The following is a 20848-nucleotide window of genomic DNA, read 5'->3' on the forward strand; positions in this document are numbered from 1 at the left end:
TCGGATTAGGGCGACGTTTCTAAATATTGATTCTATGAATGTCTGTACAGGCTTCGGCGTGTTGCGGCTCTTCGCGTTACGGAAATGACTGCAAAGTCGAGTTTCAACCCGCATTTTGGGCGATTGACAATTGTCGGAAATTCCGTGAAGGTGGCGTACCCAAATCAAACGGGCGTATGAATTGAGCGTTTGTATTTCAGACCGCTCCTACAGAATCCCGACTATCGCGTTGGCGGGTGTGCCTGGTGGAATGGTGTCAGCATCGACGTATATGTCCATGCCGAGCCAGAACATCAGCGTCCGACGTGTACTGTTCAGCTTCCATATCGTGGAGATCAGTTGATGATTTACGAAGGTAAAGCCATCACGGTTACGGCTCTTGAAAGTGGCATCGTCGAACTGAAGTTCGACCTCAAGGGTGAGTCCGTCAACAAGTTCAACCGTCTAACCCTGAACGAATTGCGTCAGGCCGTGGACGCCATCAAGGCAGATGCGTCGGTCAAGGGTGTGATCGTCAGCAGCGGTAAAGACGTCTTCATCGTCGGCGCCGACATCACCGAATTCGTCGACAACTTCAAGCTGCCGGATGCAGAGCTGGTTGCTGGCAATCTCGAAGCCAACAAGATCTTCAGCGATTTCGAAGACCTCAATGTTCCGACCGTCGCCGCGATCAATGGCATCGCCTTGGGTGGCGGTCTGGAAATGTGCCTGGCGGCGGACTTCCGCGTCATGGCCTCCAGCGCGAAAATCGGCCTGCCGGAAGTCAAGCTGGGCATCTACCCAGGTTTCGGCGGTACCGTGCGCCTGCCGCGCATCATCGGTGCCGACAACGCCATCGAGTGGATTGCCGCTGGCAAGGAAAACCGTGCTGAAGACGCGCTGAAGGTTGGCGCCGTCGATGCCGTGGTTGCTCCCGAGAAGCTGGCGGACGCCGCATTGAGCCTGATCAAGGGCGCCATCAGCGGCGAATTTGACTACAAGGCCAAGCGTCAGCCAAAGCTGGAAAAACTCAAGCTCAACGCCATCGAACAAATGATGTCGTTCGAAACCGCCAAGGGTTTCGTGGCCGGCCAGGCGGGCCCGAACTACCCGGCACCGGTTGAAGCGATCAAGACCATTCAGAAAGCCGCGAACTTCGGTCGCGACAAGGCACTGGAAGTCGAAGCTGCAGGTTTCGTCAAGCTGGCCAAGACCTCTGCCGCGCAGAGCTTGATCGGTCTGTTCCTGAACGATCAGGAGCTGAAGAAAAAGGCCAAGGCCTACGACGAAATCGCCAAGGACGTGAAGCAGGCCGCCGTATTGGGCGCCGGCATCATGGGTGGCGGTATCGCCTATCAGTCGGCGTCCAAAGGCACGCCGATCCTGATGAAGGACATCAACGAGCACGGTATCGAGCAGGGTCTGGCCGAAGCCGCCAAGCTGCTGGTTGGCCGCGTTGACAAAGGCCGCATGACCGCCGCGAAAATGGCTGAAGTGCTCAACGGCATTCGTCCGACCCTGTCCTACGGTGACTTCGGTCACGTGGACCTGGTGGTTGAAGCCGTGGTCGAGAACCCGAAGGTCAAGCAAGCCGTACTGGCTGAAGTTGAAGACAAGGTCAAAGAGGACACCATCCTCGCCTCGAACACCTCGACCATTTCCATCACCTTGCTGGCCAAGGCCCTCAAGCGTCCGGAAAACTTCGTCGGCATGCACTTCTTCAACCCGGTGCACATGATGCCGCTGGTGGAAGTCATCCGTGGTGAGAAGTCCAGCGAGCTGGCTGTTGCTACCACCGTTGCCTACGCCAAGAAAATGGGCAAGAACCCGATCGTCGTCAACGACTGCCCGGGCTTTTTGGTCAACCGCGTGCTGTTCCCGTACTTCGGCGGTTTCGCCAAGCTGGTCAGCGCCGGTGTGGACTTCGTCCGTATCGACAAGATCATGGAAAAATTCGGCTGGCCGATGGGCCCGGCGTACCTGATGGACGTAGTCGGCATCGACACCGGCCACCACGGTCGTGACGTGATGGCCGAGGGCTTCCCGGACCGCATGAAGGACGACCGTCGTTCGGCCGTTGACGTGCTCTACGAAGCCAAGCGCCTGGGCCAGAAGAACGGCAAGGGCTTCTACGCCTACGAGACCGACAAGCGCGGCAAGCAGAAGAAAGTGGCCGACCCGTCGGTGCTGGAAGTGCTCAAGCCGATCGTTTACGAGCAGCGCGAAGTCACCGACGAAGACATCATCAACTGGATGATGATCCCGCTGTGCCTGGAAACCGTGCGTTGCCTGGAAGACGGCATTGTCGAAACCGCTGCCGAAGCCGACATGGGTCTGGTCTACGGTATTGGTTTCCCTCCATTCCGTGGTGGCGCGCTGCGCTACATCGATTCGCTCGGTGTTGCAGCATTCGTTGCCCTGGCTGACCAGTACGCTGATTTGGGCGCGCTGTACCACCCGACCGCGAAGCTGCGCGAGATGGCCAAGAACGGCCAGAGCTTCTTCGGTTAAGCGCCCAAACGACTAGAGCGAGAATATTTATGAGCTTGAATCCAAGAGACGTCGTGATTGTCGACTTCGGTCGTACTCCGATGGGCCGCTCCAAGGGCGGCATGCACCGCAACACCCGCGCTGAAGACATGTCGGCGCACCTGATCAGCAAATTGCTGGAACGCAACGTCAAGGTCGACCCGAGCGAAGTCGAAGACGTGATCTGGGGCTGCGTGAACCAGACCCTGGAGCAGGGCTGGAACATCGCCCGCATGGCATCCCTGATGACCCAGATCCCGCACACCGCTGCCGGCCAGACCGTCAGCCGCCTGTGTGGCTCCTCCATGAGTGCCCTGCACACCGCGGCGCAAGCGATCATGACCGGCAACGGTGACGTATTCGTCGTGGGCGGCGTCGAGCATATGGGTCACGTGAGCATGATGCACGGTGTCGATCCTAACCCGCACATGTCGCTGTACGCGGCGAAAGCCTCGGGCATGATGGGCCTGACCGCGGAAATGCTGGGCAAGATGCACGGCATCACTCGCGAGCAGCAGGATGCCTTTGGCGTGCGCTCCCACCAACTCGCCCACAAGGCGACCGTGGAAGGCAAGTTCAAGGACGAAATCATCCCGATGCAGGGCTACGACGAGAACGGTTTCCTGAAACTGTTCGACTACGACGAAACCATTCGTCCGGAAACCACCCTGGAAAGCCTGGCGGCTCTGAAGCCGGCGTTCAATCCGAAGGGTGGCACCGTGACAGCTGGTACTTCGTCGCAGATCACCGATGGTGCTTCGTGCATGATCGTGATGTCGGCGCAGCGTGCCCAGGACCTGGGTATCCAGCCAATGGCGGTGATCCGTTCGATGGCGGTGGCGGGTGTGGATCCGGCGATCATGGGCTATGGTCCAGTACCGGCTACACAGAAAGCATTGAAGCGCGCGGGTCTGGGTATTTCCGATATCGACTTCTTCGAGCTCAACGAAGCTTTTGCAGCGCAGGCCTTGCCAGTGCTGAAAGATCTGAAAGTGCTCGACAAGATGAACGAGAAGGTTAACCTGCACGGCGGCGCGATCGCCCTGGGCCACCCATTCGGTTGCTCTGGCGCGCGTATCTCCGGCACGTTGCTCAATGTAATGAAGCAAAATGGCGGCACCTTCGGTGTGTCGACCATGTGCATTGGCCTCGGCCAGGGCATTGCCACCGTCTTCGAACGCGTTTAAGCGTTGCGTTGACGGAAGCCGGGGCCAAGTGCCCCGGTTTTTGTTTTTCTGAAGATTTTTTTGTTTTTTATTTGATTGGATTTCAGCGAGGCCCAAAGCATGCCGATACAACCAGGGCTCTACCAGCATTACAAAGGTCCGCAGTACCGTGTTTTCAGTGTTGCGCGGCACTCCGAGACCGAAGAAGAAGTGGTCTTCTACCAAGCCCTGTATGGTGATTACGGCTTTTGGGTGCGTCCCTTGAGCATGTTCCTGGAGTCGGTCGAAGTTGACGGCGAGCAGGTCCCACGCTTTGCTTTGGTGCAGGCCGAGCCGAGCCTTTTTTCAAGGCCATAAGGGCAGGGCGCGCAGAACCCTGCGCTTGACCTCACCTTGTTGCCACTATATATAGCGGTGCCGCGTCAGGCGCCAACCGCCTTTCACTTCTAGAATTCAGGAATTTTCTGATCCATGGGCAAATCGCTGGTCATTGTGGAATCCCCGGCTAAGGCCAAGACCATCAACAAGTATTTGGGCAACGAATACGTGGTGAAGTCGAGTATCGGCCATATCCGAGACCTGCCCACCAGCGGTTCGGCTAGCGCCAGCAAAGAGCCTGCCGCCAAGCGTGGCAAGGCGGCTGCTGGTGAAGTGCCGGCGCTATCGCCCAAGGAAAAGGCGCGCAAGCAGCTGGTCGCGCGCATGGGTGTCGATCCGGATCATGGCTGGAAAGCCAAGTACGAGATCCTCCCGGGCAAGGAAAAGGTCATCGAAGAGCTGCGCCGGCTCGCCAAGGATGCTGACACCATCTATCTCGCAACCGACTTGGACCGCGAGGGGGAAGCCATTGCCTGGCACCTGCGCGAAGCCATTGGGGGGGACGACAGCCGCTACAAGCGCGTGGTGTTCAACGAAATCACCAAGAAGGCGATCCAGGAGGCCTTCTCCCAGCCAGGCGAGCTGGACATCGATCGTGTCAACGCCCAGCAGGCACGTCGTTTTCTCGACCGCGTGGTGGGTTACATGGTCTCGCCGCTGCTGTGGGCCAAGATCGCCCGTGGCCTGTCGGCTGGCCGTGTGCAATCGGTTGCCGTGAAGCTGGTGGTGGAGCGTGAGCGCGAGATTCGCGCGTTCAACCCGGAAGAGTACTGGGAAGTCCACGCTGACCTCGGCACTGCCAAGGGCGCCAATGTGCGCTTTGAAGTGGCCCGTGAAAACGGCGAAGCCTTCAAGCCGCTCAACGAAGCCCAGGCCATGGCCGCGCTGGAGAAGCTCAAGGCATCCAGCTACACCATCGCCAAGCGCGAAGACAAGCCGACCAGCAGCAAGCCGTCGGCCCCGTTCATCACGTCTACCCTGCAACAGGCCGCGAGTAACCGCCTGGGCTTCGGCGTGAAGAAAACCATGATGATGGCCCAGCGTTTGTATGAAGCCGGCTACATCACCTATATGCGTACCGACTCGACCAACCTCTCGGCCGATGCCGTGGCGATGGCCCGTACTTATATTGAAGGCGAATTCGGCGGCAAGTACCTGCCGGAAACCCCGAATGTCTACAGCAGCAAGGAAGGCGCGCAAGAGGCTCACGAAGCGATTCGTCCTTCTGACGTGAATACCGACCCAAGCAAGCTGTCGGGCATGGAGCGTGACGCTGAGCGTCTCTACGAGCTGATCTGGCGCCAATTCGTCGCGTGCCAGATGCTGCCTGCCAAATACCTGTCGACCACCGTCAGCGTCGCTGCCAGCGGCTTCGAGCTGCGCGCCAAGGGCCGCATCCTGAAGTTCGACGGTTACACCCGCGTCATGCCGCAAATCGCCAAGCCGGGCGACGACGACGTACTGCCGGACATGGCTCAGGGCGACGTGCTCAAGCTGATCAAGCTCGATCCAAGCCAACACTTCACCAAGCCGCCGGCGCGTTACTCGGAAGCGAGCCTGGTCAAGGAAATGGAAAAGCGCGGTATCGGTCGTCCGTCGACCTACGCGGCAATCATCTCGACCATCCAGGACCGCGGCTACGTCGCCCTGCATAACCGTCGTTTCTATTCGGAAAAGATGGGTGACATCGTCACCGAGCGTCTGTCCGAGAGCTTCTCGAACCTGATGGACTACGGCTTTACCGCCGGCATGGAAGAGAACCTCGATGACGTCGCCCAGGGCGAGCGTGACTGGAAGAGCGTGCTCGACGAATTCTACGGCGACTTCAAGAAGAAACTCGAAGTGGCCGAGAGCCCGGAAAGCGGCATGCGTGCCAACCAGCCGGTCATGACCGATATTGCGTGCCTGACCTGCGGCCGTCCGATGCAGATTCGCACCGCATCGACCGGCGTGTTCCTCGGTTGCTCGGGCTACAGCCTGCCGCCGAAAGAGCGCTGCAAGGCCACCGTCAACCTGGTGCCGGGCGACGAGATCGCCGCGGACGACGAGGGTGAGTCGGAGTCGCTGGTGCTGCGTGGCAAGCACCGTTGCCCGATCTGCAGCACCGCGATGGATGCTTACCTGCTGGATGAGAAGCGCAAGCTGCACATCTGCGGTAACAATCCTGATTGCGACGGCTACGAAATCGAACAAGGCAGCTACCGCATCAAGGGCTACGAAGGCCCGAGCCTGGAATGCGACAAGTGCGGCAGTGAAATGCAGCTCAAGACCGGTCGTTTCGGCAAGTTCTTCGGGTGCACCAACGCCACCTGCAAGAACACCCGCAAGCTGCTGAAAAGCGGTGATGCGGCGCCGCCGAAGATGGACCCGGTGAAGATGCCTGAGCTCAAGTGCGAGAAGGTCAACGACACTTACATTCTGCGTGACGGTGCTTCCGGCCTGTTCCTGGCGGCCAGCCAGTTCCCGAAAAACCGCGAGACCCGTGCTCCGCTGGTGATCGAGATCGTGCCGCACAAGGATGAGATCGATCCGAAGTACCACTTCCTGTGCGAGGCGCCGAAGAAGGATCCGGAGGGTCGTCCAGCGGTGATTCGCTACAGCCGCAAGACCAAGGAGCAGTACGTGCAGACCGAAGTCGAAGGCAAGCCTACCGGCTGGAAAGCGTTCTACGACGGCGGCAAGTGGGTGGTTGAAGACAAGCGCGTAGCCAAGTAACCAGGCAGCGTGATACCAAAGGCCGCATGCAAACCCTCGGGTTGGCCTGCGGCCTTTGTTTTGGGCTTGCAGTCAGCTCGTCCGATCCACGACACTGTCTGACCTGCATCATGCGTCTTATTTCGTTGTGGAGACTGCCGTCATGGCCTTTGAGCTCTATACCCGCACCAATCAGAAAATTTACTTCGCCGGCCTGTCGCTCGAGGCGTTGGCCCGAGCGGAAGAGGGGCGGGCGATGAACTCCCTGGCGCTGATTCAGGCCGGGCGCGAATCGGCGCTGTTTCATTTGTATGGTGCGTTGCTGGGTTTGTGCCATGAGATTGCCGGTTTTTACCGGTTGCCTCAGGCCAATGCGCCACGGGCAGAACTGCTGCTGACCCGTGAGGTGCTCGAGACCATTGCCATTCCGGAAATGGCTGAAATGGTCGAGTTGGCGCATAACCCCGAAACCTGGCTGGCAAAGCTGATAGCCGCCCATGCCGCGCTGTTTCAGCCACCCCGCGCACCGCACAAACCTAAAGGCGACGTGACGCAGCCGTTGATTGTGGCGGTGAGCCTTGATGACGAAGCGCCGACGGAGTTGAGCAGGGAAGAACTTGAGAGCTGGCGCCAGAACCTTAAAAGCCTGGCATTACGCTTTCGCGAAGGGCTGAACGAGTGTTGAGTGTCCGCGCGATGCGCTGATCGCTCAAGTGTGGCCATGGATCAGGGATGATCGCAAACAGTGGTTTCGGTGACATGCAGCCGGTCAAGATCCCGAGCGAAGCAGCGTCGATGCCTATATAATCCCCGCCTTTCGTGGAGAACAGACCTTTATGCCAACGTCCTTTCTAGAAATTGTCGAACTGCCAGACGGCCGTATTGAGCTGCGTAGGGCTGAGGACGAGGGTTCTCTGGTGACGCTGGACTTCTCTGAAGACGCCAAGGCGTTCCTGCAAGGCCAGCACGTCGAGGTCGCCAAGGCGATGTTGAGCGTGGGCGTGCAGATGGCCGGGCGCTTGGTCGAAGGCGAATTCGAGAAGGAAGAAGGGCCGCGGATTCTTCATTGATTCCGTTTGTCGGTTTTTCCTGAAGCATCATTGCACGTTATTGTGACAGATCGGCTTCTCTGTTCTGGAGAAGCCCTGCATCCTTCAAGTACGCATTGCGCGTCACTTAACCCAAGCGAATATTCAGGCTCTGTGCATCCCCGATACGGGCGGCGCTGATCAACTGTTGCCGTGCGCTGCCATTTAGCGGGTTCAGCCAGCTGACGACCGTGTGGCTGCGGCCCAGGCGCAAGGCTTCGCAGGCCAGTTGCTGGGCGCTTTGTGTTCCGCTTGGCTGCAACAGAAGAATACGCTCGCGGTTCAGGCCGGCATCACGTAGCCAGGCTTGGGTCAGGCTGGCCGGTGGCGCAATCAGCGTCAGCCAGCGGGCGTCCTGGTCCTGGCTAAGCTCCCTGAGGATAGGGGCCAGAAGGTTCAGGCAGTTCCCGGCCGCACCACGTAACGACAGCTCACTGAAGGCTTCGGGTTCGGCACTCCAGGGTGTCTCGGCCACCTCTTTGAGGATCGGCGCCAATGGCTGGGCCAGAAACGCTTCGAACAGCGGAAGTTGTGCGTGTTGTGGTGTGTGTGGAAACTGCATAACGCCTCCTTTAGCGGCGAATGACGCCGACACTCAAGCCTTCGATCACCAGTTCCTGGTCTTTCAGGTTCACTTCGATCGGGGCAAACTCCGGGTTTTCGGCAAGCAGCCAGACCTTGCTGCCATCGCGCTTGAAGCGCTTGACGGTGACTTCGTCGCCGATCCGCGCGACGACGATCTGGCCATTGCGGGCTTCGCGAGTGGTGTGTACGGCGAGCAGGTCACCGTCGAAAATCCCCACGTCCTTCATGCTCATGCCGTGGACCCGCAGTAGGTAGTCGGCGCGTGGATGAAAGAACGCCGGGTTGATGTTGCAGGACTCTTCGATGTGCTGCTGGGCGAGAATCGGCGCGCCTGCAGCGACCCGGCCGATGATCGGCAGGGAGGACTCGTCGGCCTTGGCTTCGAAGCCCGGGATACGAATGCCCCGCGATGCACCGGGGGTCATTTCGATAGCGCCCTTGCGGGCCAGGGCTTTGAGGTGTTCTTCCGCCGCGTTGGGCGACTTGAACCCCAGTTCCAGGGCGATTTCCGCGCGGGTGGGCGGATAGCCGTTGTCTTCGAGGCAACGTTTGATGAAGGCCAGAATCTCAGCTTGGCGTGGCGTCAGTTTTAGCATCTCGATCGCTCTGTCTTTTTATACAGTGACTGGAATTATATACAGTGGAGTGGGCTTGGCAATCCTCCATTTGCGCAGGGTCGCCGGACGGTCACCGACAGGTCGTTGGCCCGCAAGGTGCGGGGGCGGCTACAGCCGGCGGTTTATATGGTTAAATGGCTGACTGGGCGTTCGCAAAACGAACCGGTAGACTTGACAAGATACAGACTGAAACGTATGTTTCAAACAAGTGTTTGTCAGGCGGAGTAGCCATGGCCCAGTCGGAAACCGTTGAACGCATTCTTGATGCCGCCGAGCAGTTGTTCGCGGAAAAAGGGTTTGCCGAAACTTCATTGCGTCTGATCACCAGCAAGGCTGGGGTCAACCTGGCGGCGGTGAACTATCATTTCGGCTCGAAGAAAGCCTTGATCCAGGCGGTCTTCTCGCGTTTTCTCGGTCCGTTCTGCAGCAGTCTCGAGCGTGAGCTGGAGCGTCGTTCCGCCCGGCCGGACAACAAGCCGAGCCTGGAAGAGCTGCTGGAAATCCTCGTCGAGCAGGCCCTGGTGGTGCAGCCACGCAGCGGCAATGACCTGTCTATCTTCATGCGCTTGCTGGGCCTGGCATTCAGCCAGAGCCAGGGGCACTTGCGGCGTTATCTGGAAGATATGTACGGCAAGGTGTTCCGCCGCTACATGATGCTGGTCAACGAAGCCGCCCCGCGTATCCCACCGATCGAACTGTTCTGGCGCGTGCACTTCATGTTGGGTGCGGCGGCGTTCAGCATGTCGGGGATCAAGGCCTTGCGGGCTATCGCCGAAACCGATTTCGGGGTCAACACCTCCATCGAGCAGGTCATGCGCCTGATGGTGCCGTTCCTGGCCGCGGGCATGCGCGCTGAAACCGGCGTGACCGACGACGCCATGGCCGCGGCCCAATTGCGTCCGCGCAGCAAATCGGTACCGGTGGCCGCCAAGGTTTAACCGCGTACGGGTGGGCGCGGCAGCTGACATCCGCTAAGCTAGCCGCCCATGCCGACTCTCGTTTCAGACCTGCTCCCGTTTCCCTCTACCGACTCCGTTGCGCCGGGCATTACCCTTGGCGGCGTGGTCGTGTGTCTGCCTCGAGCCGGGTCCTTCAAAGACGCGCCGTGCGCGCATTTCGTTATCAAGGAATCTCTATGACTGCTGGCCTGCAAGGCTCGTTGATGGTGGACGTCGCCGGTACCTGGCTGACGGCCGAAGATCGCCAGTTGTTGCGTCAGCCCGAAGTGGGCGGCCTGATCATTTTTGCGCGCAACATCGAGCATCCACGTCAGGTGCGCGAGTTGAGCGCGTCGATCCGCGCGGTGCGTCCGGACCTGCTGCTGGCGGTGGACCAGGAGGGCGGTCGGGTGCAGCGCTTGCGTCAGGGCTTCGTCCGTCTGCCAGCCATGCGGGCGATAGCCGACAATCCGAACGCTGAATACCTGGCTGAGCAGTGTGGCTGGATCATGGCCACCGAAGTATTGGCCGTGGGCCTGGACCTGAGCTTTGCGCCGGTGCTGGATCTCGACTACCAGCGCAGCGCGGTGGTGGGTACCCGTTCGTTCGAGGGCGATCCGGAGCGTGCGGCCCTGTTGGCCGGTGCTTTCATCCGCGGCATGAACAGCGCCGGCATGGCGGCCACTGGCAAGCACTTCCCGGGCCACGGCTGGGCGGAGGCGGATTCCCATGTCGCGATCCCGAATGACGAGCGCAGCCTGGATGACATCCGCGCCCATGACCTGGTGCCGTTCGCGCGCTTGAGCAAGCAATTGGCGGCCGTGATGCCGGCCCACGTGATCTACCCGCAGGTCGATTCCCAGCCTGCCGGTTTCTCGCGACGCTGGTTGCAGGACATTCTGCGTGGCGAGTTGCAGTTCGATGGCGTGATTTTCAGCGATGACCTGTCGATGGCCGGCGCCCATGTGGTGGGCGATGCCGCCAGTCGCATCGAGGCGGCCCTGACGGCCGGTTGCGACATGGGGCTGGTGTGCAATGATCGTGCGGCGGCCGAACTGGCCCTGACGGCGGCGCAGCGCATGAAGGTCAAGCCGTCGGCGCGGATTGCGCGGATGCGTGGCCAAGCCTTCGCCAGCACCGATTACCGACAGGATCCCCGCTGGCTCGCAGCCATCGGCGCCCTCAAAGACGCCCAACTGATTGATTAAGGACTTTTTGCAATGACGGTTTACGCAATTATCGGTGGCACCGGCCTGACCCAGCTCGAAGGTCTGGACATTCGTCGGTCGTTGGCCCTGGATACGCCGTATGGCGCGCCGTCGGCCGAGATTCAGGTGGGCGAGTACGCAGGGCGTGAAGTGCTGTTCCTGGCCCGTCACGGCCACCCGCACCGCTTCCCGCCGCATCAGGTGAACTATCGCGCCAACCTGTGGGCGCTCAAGCAAGCCGGCGCGCAGGCGATCCTGGCAGTCAATGCGGTGGGCGGGATTCACGCGGCGATGGGCACCGGGCATTTCTGCGTGCCCCATCAGTTGATCGACTACACCAGTGGTCGTCAGCACACCTACTTTGCCGATGACCTGGAGCAGGTCACCCATATCGACTTCAGCTATCCCTACAGCGAGCCCTTGCGCGAACAGTTGATCGCTGCGCTGGCTGCCGAAGGCTGTGCCTACAGCAGCCATGGCGTATACGCCTGCACCCAGGGCCCGCGCCTGGAAACCGTTGCCGAGATCGCTCGCCTGGAGCGCGATGGTTGCGACATCGTCGGCATGACCGGTATGCCGGAAGCCGCGCTGGCCCGTGAGCTGGAGCTCGATTACGCCTGTCTGGCGCTGGTGGTGAACCCGGCGGCGGGCAAGTCGACGGCGGTGATCACCATGGCCGAGATCGAGCAGGCCCTGCATGACGGAATGGGCAAGGTGAAGTCGACATTGGCGCGGGTGCTCAAGGGCTGAGTCCGGCTTTCCATTGGGTTGATCCCATCGCGGGCGAGCCAGTTTAAGGTGGGGCGCATTTGTAGGAGCGAGCGTGCTCGCGATGAACTCAAGAGCAACGCGTTTAATCAGAAAGCACGCGTTATCGTTAGCGTCCAACGCGAGCACTCGAGCGTCGACCGGCTGCTCCTACAAAGGTCGACGTTCGCTTAACTGGCTGACATTAGGGCTTGCCCGCGATGGCTACCTGTCTGGCGGCGAAGACCTCAGCGCTTGTCGAGCTTGTCAGGCAGTGGCGCAAACAGCGCCTCGATGTCATCACTCTGCAGCTTCCAGTCGCCCGTCGTGCGCCCATCCAGCACGCCGGCTGCCAGGTCGGATTTTTCCTTCTGCAGGTGCTGGATTTTCTCTTCGACCGTGCCACGGGCGATCATCTTGTAGACGAACACCGGTTTCTCCTGGCCAATCCGGTATGCCCGGTCGGTGGCCTGGTTTTCCGTGGCCGGGTTCCACCACGGATCGTAGTGAATCACCGTGTCGGCTTCCGTCAGGTTCAGGCCCACGCCGCCGGCTTTAAGGCTGATCAGGAAAATCGGTCGCTTGCCGCTCTGGAATTCCTTCACCGGGGTGCGTCGGTCCCGGGTCTGGCCGGTCAGCAGTGCATACGCGATCCCGCGCTTGTTCAGTTCATCTTCGATCAGCGAGAGCATCGAGGTGAACTGGGAAAACAGCAGGATCCTGCGGCCTTCATCGAGCAGCTCCTCGAGCATTTCCATCAGGCTGTCCAGCTTGCCTGAGGTGCTGCCGCGGGTGGGCAGGGCGGCTTCATTGACCAGCCTCAGGTCGCAGCACACCTGGCGCAGCTTGAGCAGTGCTTCGAGAATGATGATCTGGCTGCGCGCCACGCCTTTGCGGGTAATTTCGTCGCGCACTTTCTTGTCCATGGCCAGGCGCATGGTTTCGTAAACATCACGCTGCGCCTCGTTGAGTTCGACCCAGTGGATGATCTCGGTTTTCGGTGGCAGTTCGGTGGCCACCTGTTCCTTGGTTCGGCGCAGCAGGAAGGGCTTGATTCGGCCGTTCAGGTGCTGCAGTCGTACGTCGCTGGCGTGCTTTTCGATCGGCACGCGGTAATCGCGGTTGAAGCTTTTGACGTCTCCCAGCCAGCCTGGCAGCAGGAAGTGAAACAGTGACCACAGCTCGCCCAGGTGATTCTCCAGGGGTGTGCCGCTCAGGCACAGGCGCTGGCGGGCGTTGAGCTCGCGTGCCGCTTGGGCGGCCTTGCTGGTGGGGTTCTTGATGTACTGCGCTTCGTCGAGCACCAGGATGTGCAAGGGTTGTCTGGCGAGGCGTTCGACATCCTTGGGCAGCAGTGCGTAGGTGGTGAGAATCAGGTCGTAGTCGCCCAACTGCTCGAAATATTTTTTGCGTCCGGCGCCATACAGCGCCAACACCTTGAGCTGTGGGGCGAAGTGCGCCGCTTCGTCGAGCCAGTTGGGAATCAGGCTGGTGGGCATCACCACCATGCAGGGGCGGTCGAGGCGCCCGGCGTTTTTCTCGCTCAGCACATGAGCCAGGGTTTGCAGGGTTTTGCCCAGCCCCATGTCGTCCGCCAGGATGCCGCCGACTTCGAGTTGGCGCAGTGACTGCATCCAGCTCAAGCCTTCGAGCTGATACGGGCGCAAGGTGGCGTTCAGCCCCTCGGGGGCTTCGGCGCTGTAGTCCCGGATGTCGCGCAGGCGCTGGGCGAAGGTGCGGATGTGCTCGCCGCCTTCCCAGAGCAGTGGCAGGTCTTGCAGAGGGTTCAGGCGCGTGGCGTCGGCGTTGCTCAGGCGCAGGGTGGTTTCACCGGGCTCTTGCAGGTAGAACTCGCCGAGGGTCGCCAGCACTGGCTTCAAGCGGCCGAACGGCAGTGCGACCTGCAGGGGGCCGTCAGCGTTCGGGCGGTGCGGGATATTCACCAGAATCAACTCGTCGTCGCGACGCCTGGCCAGGCGCTCCGGGTTGAGAATCTCGGTGTGCGAACGCATCAGGTTCAACAGAATCGGCAACAAGCTCAGGCGCTCGCCGTTGACGATGATCCCCAGTTCCAGGTCGAACCAGTCACGTTCCGGCGCCTCGTCGACCGTGGCGTACCAGTCATCGACGGCCGTCAGGTCGAACCCGAAGTCTTCGTCGATCTGCAGTTCCCAGCCCTGGGTGCGCAGCTTGGGCAGCTCATTGAGGGTAAAGGTCAGCCAGGCGCTGTCATTGACCATCTCATAGAGTTCGCCGGCACTTTCAGGCAAGGCCTTGCTTTGGCGGGTGGCGACTTTGAAACCGAGGGTGCGCAGCTTTTCCCTGTAGATCTGTTCGACTTCAGGGTGACGTTTTATCCGCAACGTCTGCGTCTCCTGACGAATCAGGATGTCGGCGTTCTTCTGTCCGCTGACGTATTCATCCAGGTAGCTGAAGGACAGCGCTGCGCGGTGCTGGATGTAGCGCTGCATTTTGCCGTTGCGCGGTTCGAAGGCGCTGAACTCGACGCTGGCCAGCCACAGGCGCGGCACCGGTTGTACGGTGTCGATCAACTGCTGCGGGAGCGGTGCGGGCGTGCGGTTTTCCAGGACCGCCTGAAGCTTTTCCAGCAACTGCAGGTCCGTGGCGGCCGCAGGGTATTGCAGGGTGTCCTGGACTTTGAGCAGCACCGCCGCGCAATGCTTGCAGTTCACCCGTACCGGGCAACTGCACAGGGCGTCGACCAGCAGCAGTGTGTTTTTGGCTGACTCGCGCAGGGTGATGGTCTGGCGGTAGACATTGCCGCCAGAGCCCTCGCAACTGGCAGTGATAGTGCTGTCGCCGGCTTCGACGATCCTGACGCGGTTTTCCAGGGCGTAGCGGCGGCCACGCTCCAGGCTTTGTTCCTTGAATCGGCTGGCCCAGGAAGGGGCCAGGGGCTTGCTCAGGCTCGGGGACATAGGGACTTCAATCAGTCCGGAATGACATCGGGAGCTGGTTGCGGTGCAGGTGCCGTCAGGGACGTGATCTTGATCAACAGGCCCAGGTGGCCGTTATCGAGAAAGTTCAGCTGGCCATTTTTGGTGTGGCTCTGCTGTTGCAGGCGCTCGCTGGTGGCGACCAGGCCATTGCTGCCGAATTGATTGACCCAGAAGTCGGCGTTGACGTCGGTAAAGCGCCCCAGTTTAAGGTCCAGCGTGCCTTCGATCGGAAAGTGGCCGTATTGCTCCCGGCCATCGCTGATCGCCACTTTGCTCCCCGTTTCGTCGATGTACTGCTGCCAGGCCTTGTGCAGCAGGACGGTGTAGTCAGCGCTGGCGCTGAGTTTTTCCACATCGGCGTTGAGGGCTGGCGTGCGTAGGCTGTCAGCACCGACCGGCTGCGCGCCTGCGGCCCAATCTTCGGGTGCGGCGGGGCTGGCAACGGCCGGTACGGCGTTCTGGCGAACCAGGATCATTTCAACCTGATACAGGTCGGCGGCAAATGCGGTGGGGGCGAGCAGCGTCATCAGCAAGGTCAGTGAGCGAAACAGGCGCATGGGGCGTCCTTCAAGCAGTTTTCGGGATGAGGTGCTCAAGCAGCGCCTCTACAGTATTAAAGCGCTCTTCCGCACGCTCCATGGGCACCATGAACTTGAACAGGGTCGCGCCTTCGAACTTGTAGCGTTTGGGCTGGCCCTGGATCAGTTTGATCAGCGTCAGTGGATCGACCGGCGTTTGCGCACTGAACTCGATGCGGCCACCTTGCGGGCCGCCGTCGACTTTCTTGATGCCCAGTTTCTCGGCCTGCAATTTCAGGGCGGTGATCCGCACCAGGTTCTTGGTCGGCTCCGGCAGCAGGCCAAAGCGGTCGATCATCTCCACTTGCAGGTCCTTGAGGCCGTCCTCGTCGGTGGCCGAGGCGATGCGTTTGTAGAGAATCAGGCGGGCATGCACGTCCGGCAGGTAGTCCTCGGGAATCAGTGCCGGCAAGCGCAGGTTGATTTCCGGTCCGCCACCGAGGGGTTGATCGAGGTTCGGTTGTTCGCCCTTGCGGATCGATTTCACCGCGCGCTCGAGCATTTCCATGTACAGGGTGAAGCCCACCGCCTGGATCTGCCCGCTCTGGCCGTCACCCAGCAGTTCGCCGGCGCCACGGATTTCCAGGTCATTGGTGGCGAGCACAAAGCCCGCGCCGAGGTCCTGGGTGTTGGCGATGGCTTCCAGGCGTTTTTCCGCGTCCGGGGTGATTTGCTGGCGCGGTGGCGTGAGCAGGTAGGCGTAGGCCTGGTGGTGACTGCGACCGACCCGGCCGCGCAACTGGTGCAACTGCGCCAGGCCGAACTTGTCGGCACGCTCGATGATGATGGTGTTGGCGCTCGGCACGTCGATGCCGGTCTCGATGATGGTCGAGGCGATCAGCACGTTGAAGCGCTTGTGATAGAAGTCGCTCATCACCTGTTCGAGCTCGCGTTCGCGCATCTGCCCGTGGCCGATGGCGATCCGCGCCTCGGGCACCAGTTCGGCGAGGTCGGCGGCGCACTTCTCGATGGTTTTCACATCGTTGTGCAGGTAGTAGACCTGGCCGCCGCGCAGCAGCTCACGGAGCAGGGCTTCTTTGACCGTGCTCTTGTTCTGCTCCATGACGAAGGTGCGCACCGACAGGCGACGGGCCGGTGGGGTGGCGATGATCGACAGGTCGCGCATGCCCGAGACCGCCATGTTCAGCGTGCGCGGAATCGGCGTGGCGGTCAGAGTCAGGATGTCGACTTCGCTGCGCAGGGCCTTGAGCTGTTCTTTCTGGCGGACACCGAAGCGGTGTTCTTCGTCGATGATCACCAGGCCGAGGTTTTTGATCTTCACATCGTCTTGCAGCAGCTTGTGGGTGCCGATGACGATGTCGATCTTGCCTTCGGCCAGATCCGCCACTGCGGCATTCACTTCCTTGGTCGACTTGAAGCGGCTCATTACTTCCACGGTCACCGGCCAGTCGGCAAAGCGGTCGCGGAAGCTGTTGTAGTGCTGTTGGGCGAGCAGGGTGGTGGGCACCAGGATCGCCACCTGGCGACCGCCGTGCACGGCGATGAAGGCCGCGCGCATCGCCACTTCGGTCTTGCCGAATCCGACGTCGCCGCAGACCAGGCGGTCCATCGGCCTGGGCGCGAGCATGTCTTCGCGCACCGCTTCGATGGTGGTTTGCTGGTCCGGCGTTTCTTCAAACGGGAAGCCGGCGCTGAACGTGGCGTAGTCGGCCTTCGGGTCGGCGAAGGCATAGCCTTCGCGAGCGGCGCGGCGAGCATAGATATCGAGCAGCTCGGCGGCCACGTCGCGCACTTGTTCGGCGGCCTTGCGCTTGGCCTTCTGCCAGGTCTCGGAGCCCAGTCGGTGCAATGGTGCCAGGGCGTCATCGCTGCCGGTGTAGCGGGCGATCAGATGCAGGTTGGCCACCGGCACGTACAGCTTGGCGCCCTCGGCGTATTCGAGGGTCAGGAACTCGGCGGCCTGGTGTTCGATTTCCAGGGTCGCCAGGCCCAGGTAGCGGCCAACGCCGTGATCGATGTGCACCACCGGCGCGCCTTCGCGCAGTTCGGTGAGGTTCTTGATCACCGCATCGTTGTTGGCATCGGCGCGTTTCTCGCGGCGACGACGCTGCATCACGCGCTGACCGAACAGCGGGCTCTCGGCAACCAGCGCCAGGGCTGGATCGTCCAGTAGCAGGCCTTCGTCCAGTGGCGCGATGGTGATGGCCAGGCGTTCCTTGCTGGCGACGAAGTCCGGCCAGCTGTCGACGGTCTTCGGCCGCAGCTTCAGGCGTTCCAGCAATTCCAGCAGGACTTCGCGGCGACCGGCCGACTCGGCGGTAAACAGCACGCGCCCGGAGAACCCGTCGAGGAAGTTCGCCAGTGCTTCCAGCGGCTGATTGGCCTTGGCCTCGATGGCCAGGTTCGGCAGCGACTGGGCCGGGAAGCGTTCACGACCGATACCGGTTTCGACGTCCTGCTGGCTGGCGACCACTCGCGGCCAGTTCTTGAGGCGGGCAAAGCAGTCTTCCACCGGCAGGAACAGCTCGGCGGGCGGCAATAAAGGACGGGACGGATCGATGCGGCGCTCTTCATAGCGGTTGCGCACGTCGTTCCAGAAGTTCTCGGCCGCCTGCTCGATACCGGGCAGGGAGAACACCTGGGTATCCTGGGGCAGGTAGTCGAACAGCGTCGAGGTTTCGTCGAAGAACAGCGGCAGGTAGTACTCGATGCCGGCAGGTGTGATCCCGCTGCTCAGGTCCTGGAAGATCGGGCAGCGGCGGAAGTCGACATCGAAGCGCTCGCGAAAGCGCGCCTTGAAGCGGGTCACCGCATCCTTTTGCAACGGAAACTCGCGCGCCGGCAGCAGCTTGACCGAATCGACCTTGTCGATGGAGCGTTGGTTCTCCGGGTCGAAGGTGCGTAGGGTTTCGATTTCGTCGTCGAACAGGTCGATGCGATAAGGCAGCTTGCTGCCCATCGGAAACAGGTCGATCAGCGAGCCGCGCACCGTGAACTCGCCGTGCTCGTACACGGTATCGACATAGCGATAGCCGGTGGCCTCAAGGCGTGTGCGCATGTGCTCGACGTCGAGCTTCTGGCCAATGTCCAGCACCAGGCTGCTGCCAAGCAGGAATTTGGTCGGCGCCAAGCGATGCAGGGCGGTAGTGATCGGCACAACCAGAACGCCGTGACTCAGCTCGGGCAACCGATAGAGGCTGGCGATGCGCTGGGAGATGATGTCCTGGTGGGGCGAAAAAAGATCGTAAGGAAGTGTTTCCCAGTCCGGGAAATGCAGTACCGGCAAATCGGGGGCGAAGAAACTCAGCTCCTGTTCCAGCCGTTCAGCGCTTTGGCTGTCGGCCGTCAGTAGCAGGGTGAAGCGCTTGGCAGCGCTGGCGGCCTCGGCAATGGCCAGGCTCAGGGCGGCACCGGGCAGGTTGCCCCAGTGCTGTTTACCTGCCGCGGCAGGGAGAAGCGGTAGACGCAGAACGGGCACGGAAGGTTGAGCTCCAAGCGTTGCGACAAAGTCGTCAATTGTAGCGGCCTCGGGTGCCGGCTGTCAGTTGCAGACTGTGTCTATCTACGCAGGTTGCGAAAAATGTAGTGGTAATGACAAAAACGGCGGGTGTTTTGCCGGATATGTAGTGCCGAAACGGGGGTGTGTTACGGAGGGTTACAGACATGGCTGCGCTGTCGTCGATTATTTGACGGCGCTGAAAGCCCCGGTTTTACTGGGCTGGCGCAGGGCGTGTTTTTTTTGCAAGAGATTTTGTTACTGCTCGAACGACAGGCGCGCATTGCTACACGAGTCACTCGGCGGCATAATGTAGCCCCTTTTTTCTGCCCCTACATGTGGAAGGTTCCCGTGACTCAGAAGCCCGACCAGTGTCTTGGTGAATGGATCGACCGTGAAGCACTCGCAGAAGCGATGATTCCGCTTATCGGTCAGCTCTACCGCAATAACAACGTGGTGAGCTCGATCTATGGCCGCAGCCTGATCAATCGTTCAGTCATTGCGATTCTCAAAGCTCACCGCTTTGCTCGTCACCGTCAGTCCGACGAAAGCGAGCTGTCCGTCCACGAAACATTCCCGCTGCTCAAAGCGATGAGCGAGCTCAAGCTCGGCGCCGCTTCGGTAGACCTGGGCAAGCTGGCGGCCAAGTTCAAGGCCGAAGGCAATGGCCGTACTGCCGAGCAGTTCGTCCGTGACGAGATGGCCGACGTGGTTGGCCAGCAGAACGCTTCCGCCCGTAAAGGCACCGACGTTGTCCTGTACGGTTTCGGTCGTATCGGCCGTCTGCTGGCGCGCATCCTGATCGAGAAAACCGGTGGTGGCGATGGCCTGCGTCTGCGCGCCATCGTTGTCCGCAAGGGCGCCGAGAACGATCTGGTCAAGCGTGCCAGCCTGCTGCGTCGCGACTCGGTTCATGGTCCGTTCGATGGCACCATCACCATTGATGAAGCCAACAACACCATCACCGCCAACGGCAACCTGATCCAGGTTATCTACGCCAAGGGCCCGAGCGAAGTCGACTACACCCAGTACGGCATCGAAAACGCGCTGATCGTCGACAACACCGGTGTATGGCGTGACGCTGACGGCCTGAGCCAGCACCTGGCTTGCCCGGGCGCTGCCCGCGTGATCCTCACCGCACCTGGCAAGGGCGCGCTGAAGAACATCGTGCATGGCATCAACCATGGCGACATCACCCCTGACGACAAGATCATCTCGGCGGCTTCCTGCACCACCAACGCCATCGTGCCGGTGCTCAAGGCAGTCAACGACAAGTACGGCATCGTCAATGGCCATGTCGAAACCGTTCACTCGTTCACCAACGACCAGAACCTGATCGACAACTTCCACAAGGGCAGCCGTCGTGGCCGCTCCGCGCCGCTGAACATGGTGATCACCGAGACGGGTGCCGCCACCGCAGCCGCCAAGGCGCTGCCAGTGCTCAAGGGCAAGCTGACCGGCAACGCGATTCGCGTTCCTACACCAAACGTGTCGATGGCTATCCTGAACCTGAACCTGGAAAAGGCTACCACTCGCGAAGAGATCAACGAGTACCTGCGCCAGATGGCCATGCACTCGGATCTGCACAAGCAGATCGACTACGTCAGCTCCCAGGAAGTGGTTTCCACCGACTTCGTTGGCTCGCGCCACGCAGGCGTTGTCGACGCTGAAGCAACCATCACCCAAGACAACCGCGTTGTTCTGTACGTTTGGTACGACAACGAATTCGGTTACAGCTGCCAGGTGGTTCGCGTGATGGAAGACATGGCCGGTGTAAACCCGCCAGCATTCCCGCGCTAAGCCTTAGCCGCACATGAAGACGCCCCGACCCTGTCGGGGCGTTTTTGTTTGTGCGGTTTGTAGGAGTGAGCAAGCCCGCTCCTACCGTTCTATCGCATAATACCCGGCCTTGGCGTTGTGTCAG

Annotated in this window: 15 protein-coding genes; 10 read left to right on the plus strand and 5 right to left on the minus strand. The window is 60.7% G+C overall.

Translation table 11 applies throughout. The annotated features are described in order from the left end of the window. The first annotated feature begins 342 nt into the window (after window positions 1–342). From fadB to CKW29_RS06160, 6 genes are all read left to right on the plus strand, one after another. Window positions 343–2490: a fatty acid oxidation complex subunit alpha FadB gene (gene fadB, locus CKW29_RS06135; RefSeq protein ID WP_095143123.1), complete on the plus strand. Its 2148-nt coding sequence runs from the start codon at window positions 343–345 to the stop codon at window positions 2488–2490. A 29-nt stretch (window positions 2491–2519) separates the two neighbouring features. Next, on the plus strand, window positions 2520–3695 hold the full coding sequence (gene fadA / locus CKW29_RS06140; RefSeq protein ID WP_095143124.1) for an acetyl-CoA C-acyltransferase FadA: 1176 nt from the start codon (window positions 2520–2522) through the stop codon (window positions 3693–3695). 99 nt (window positions 3696–3794) lie between these two features. Further along, entirely contained in the window at window positions 3795–4031 is a 237-nt protein-coding gene (locus CKW29_RS06145; RefSeq protein WP_019692748.1) for a DUF1653 domain-containing protein, read from the plus strand. A gap of 114 nt (window positions 4032–4145) precedes the next feature. After that, on the plus strand, window positions 4146–6767 hold the full coding sequence (gene topA, locus CKW29_RS06150; protein WP_095143125.1) for a type I DNA topoisomerase: 2622 nt from the start codon (window positions 4146–4148) through the stop codon (window positions 6765–6767). Between the two features lie 142 nt (window positions 6768–6909). Beyond that, window positions 6910–7431 (plus strand): DUF6586 family protein, encoded by a 522-nt coding sequence (locus CKW29_RS06155; RefSeq protein WP_095143126.1) that lies wholly within the window; start codon window positions 6910–6912, stop codon window positions 7429–7431. Between the two features lie 151 nt (window positions 7432–7582). Then, complete coding sequence (locus tag CKW29_RS06160; protein ID WP_095082274.1) at window positions 7583–7816, plus strand: hypothetical protein; 234 nt, start codon at window positions 7583–7585, stop codon at window positions 7814–7816. A gap of 106 nt (window positions 7817–7922) precedes the next feature. On the opposite strand, the gene sulA is transcribed toward CKW29_RS06160, so the two are convergent. Both sulA and lexA read right to left on the minus strand, forming a co-directional pair. Continuing rightward, window positions 7923–8396 carry an SOS-induced cell division inhibitor SulA gene (gene sulA / locus CKW29_RS06165; RefSeq protein WP_095082275.1) on the minus strand — a complete coding sequence of 158 codons (474 nt, stop codon included), beginning with the start codon at window positions 8394–8396 and terminating at the stop codon, window positions 7923–7925. A gap of 10 nt (window positions 8397–8406) precedes the next feature. After that, window positions 8407–9015 (minus strand): transcriptional repressor LexA, encoded by a 609-nt coding sequence (gene lexA, locus CKW29_RS06170; protein WP_095143127.1) that lies wholly within the window; start codon window positions 9013–9015, stop codon window positions 8407–8409. A gap of 251 nt (window positions 9016–9266) precedes the next feature. Here lexA and CKW29_RS06175 point away from each other — a divergent pair, with 251 nt between their 5' ends. The 3 genes from CKW29_RS06175 to CKW29_RS06185 all read left to right on the plus strand — a co-directional run bounded on the left by CKW29_RS06175 (window position 9267) and on the right by CKW29_RS06185 (window position 11932). Beyond that, entirely contained in the window at window positions 9267–9974 is a 708-nt protein-coding gene (locus tag CKW29_RS06175) for a TetR/AcrR family transcriptional regulator (RefSeq protein ID WP_095143128.1), read from the plus strand. A 197-nt stretch (window positions 9975–10171) separates the two neighbouring features. Then, on the plus strand, window positions 10172–11182 hold the full coding sequence (gene nagZ / locus CKW29_RS06180; protein WP_095143129.1) for a beta-N-acetylhexosaminidase: 1011 nt from the start codon (window positions 10172–10174) through the stop codon (window positions 11180–11182). Between the two features lie 12 nt (window positions 11183–11194). Next, entirely contained in the window at window positions 11195–11932 is a 738-nt protein-coding gene (locus tag CKW29_RS06185) for an S-methyl-5'-thioinosine phosphorylase (RefSeq protein WP_095143130.1), read from the plus strand. Between the two features lie 245 nt (window positions 11933–12177). Here CKW29_RS06185 and CKW29_RS06190 read toward each other — a convergent pair whose 3' ends face one another. From CKW29_RS06190 to mfd, 3 genes are read right to left on the minus strand one after another with little or no spacing between them, the layout of a single operon-like run. Next, a complete protein-coding gene (locus CKW29_RS06190) occupies window positions 12178–14868 on the minus strand; it encodes a DEAD/DEAH box helicase (protein ID WP_095143131.1) in 2691 nt (896 codons plus the stop codon). 11 nt (window positions 14869–14879) lie between these two features. Further along, entirely contained in the window at window positions 14880–15446 is a 567-nt protein-coding gene (locus CKW29_RS06195; protein ID WP_095143132.1) for a CsiV family protein, read from the minus strand. Window positions 15447–15456: 10 nt separating this feature from the next. Then, the gene (mfd, locus tag CKW29_RS06200) at window positions 15457–18906 is read right to left on the minus strand and encodes a transcription-repair coupling factor (protein WP_095148093.1); all 3450 of its coding nucleotides are present in this window, start codon (window positions 18904–18906) and stop codon (window positions 15457–15459) included. A gap of 354 nt (window positions 18907–19260) precedes the next feature. Between mfd and CKW29_RS06205 the strand changes: the two genes are divergently transcribed. Continuing rightward, window positions 19261–20724 (plus strand): glyceraldehyde-3-phosphate dehydrogenase, encoded by a 1464-nt coding sequence (locus tag CKW29_RS06205; RefSeq protein ID WP_095082285.1) that lies wholly within the window; start codon window positions 19261–19263, stop codon window positions 20722–20724. Window positions 20725–20848: the final 124 nt, after the last annotated feature.

The organism is Pseudomonas sp. Irchel s3a18 (genome assembly GCF_900187535.1).
In the GTDB taxonomy this organism is placed as follows: domain Bacteria; phylum Pseudomonadota; class Gammaproteobacteria; order Pseudomonadales; family Pseudomonadaceae; genus Aquipseudomonas.